Below are 661 nucleotides of genomic sequence, written 5' to 3' on the forward strand. Positions count from 1 at the left end.
TGGAACTCGGCAGCTTTGCCCGGGATGCGCATGAGGGGCTCGCCGTGCCGCTGGTCTCGGCCGGCGTCACCGATGTCTGGCTCGCCGGCGAGGAGATGGTGGCGCTGAAAGAGGCGCTGCCGGAGAGCATAGTTGTGGAATATCGGCCGAATGCGGACGAACTCGCGGATTTCGCCGCCGGTGCGGTCGCCGCGGGCGATACGGTAATGGTAAAATCGTCACTGGGCATCGGATTCGGCGCAATCGTCAAGAAACTGCTCGATACCTATCCCGCCGAGGGGTAAATCGCGCTCAAGTGCATGCGCGGCCCGCGATTCGATTGAGGGTCGGCGAAAAACCAGAAATTGATGCGCCGGCAATATCCCGAGGCGGGACGTCCGGCGCATCCGGCCGTCGCTGGAAAGGGGCGTTTATGCTGATTTGGCTTGTGGAGTTTTCCGACAGGTTCCAGTTCTTCAATCTGTTCCGCTACATCACCTTCCGCTCCGGCGCGGCGGTCTTCACGTCTGCGCTGATCGTCTTCCTGTTCGGTCCGGCGATCATTTCGGCGCTCAAGATCCGGCAGGGCAAGGGCCAGCCGATCCGGGCCGACGGGCCGCAGACTCACTTCAAGAAAGCCGGTACGCCCACCATGGGAGGACTGATGATCCTCGCCGGCATC

1 protein-coding gene and 1 pseudogene are annotated in these 661 nt (G+C 62.3%); both read left to right on the top strand.

All coding sequences use genetic code 11. The features are described 5' to 3' along the window. The coding region (locus MD273_RS18595; protein ID WP_239039265.1) for a hypothetical protein at positions 1–284 on the top strand (284 nt) is incomplete at its 5' end. Positions 285–412: 128 nt separating this feature from the next. After that, a pseudogene (locus MD273_RS18600) lies at positions 413–661 on the top strand (phospho-N-acetylmuramoyl-pentapeptide-transferase); the annotation flags it as partial.

Origin of the sequence: Marinobacter sp. C7 (assembly GCF_022343555.1) — a bacterium.
GTDB lineage: Bacteria > Pseudomonadota > Gammaproteobacteria > Pseudomonadales > Oleiphilaceae > Marinobacter.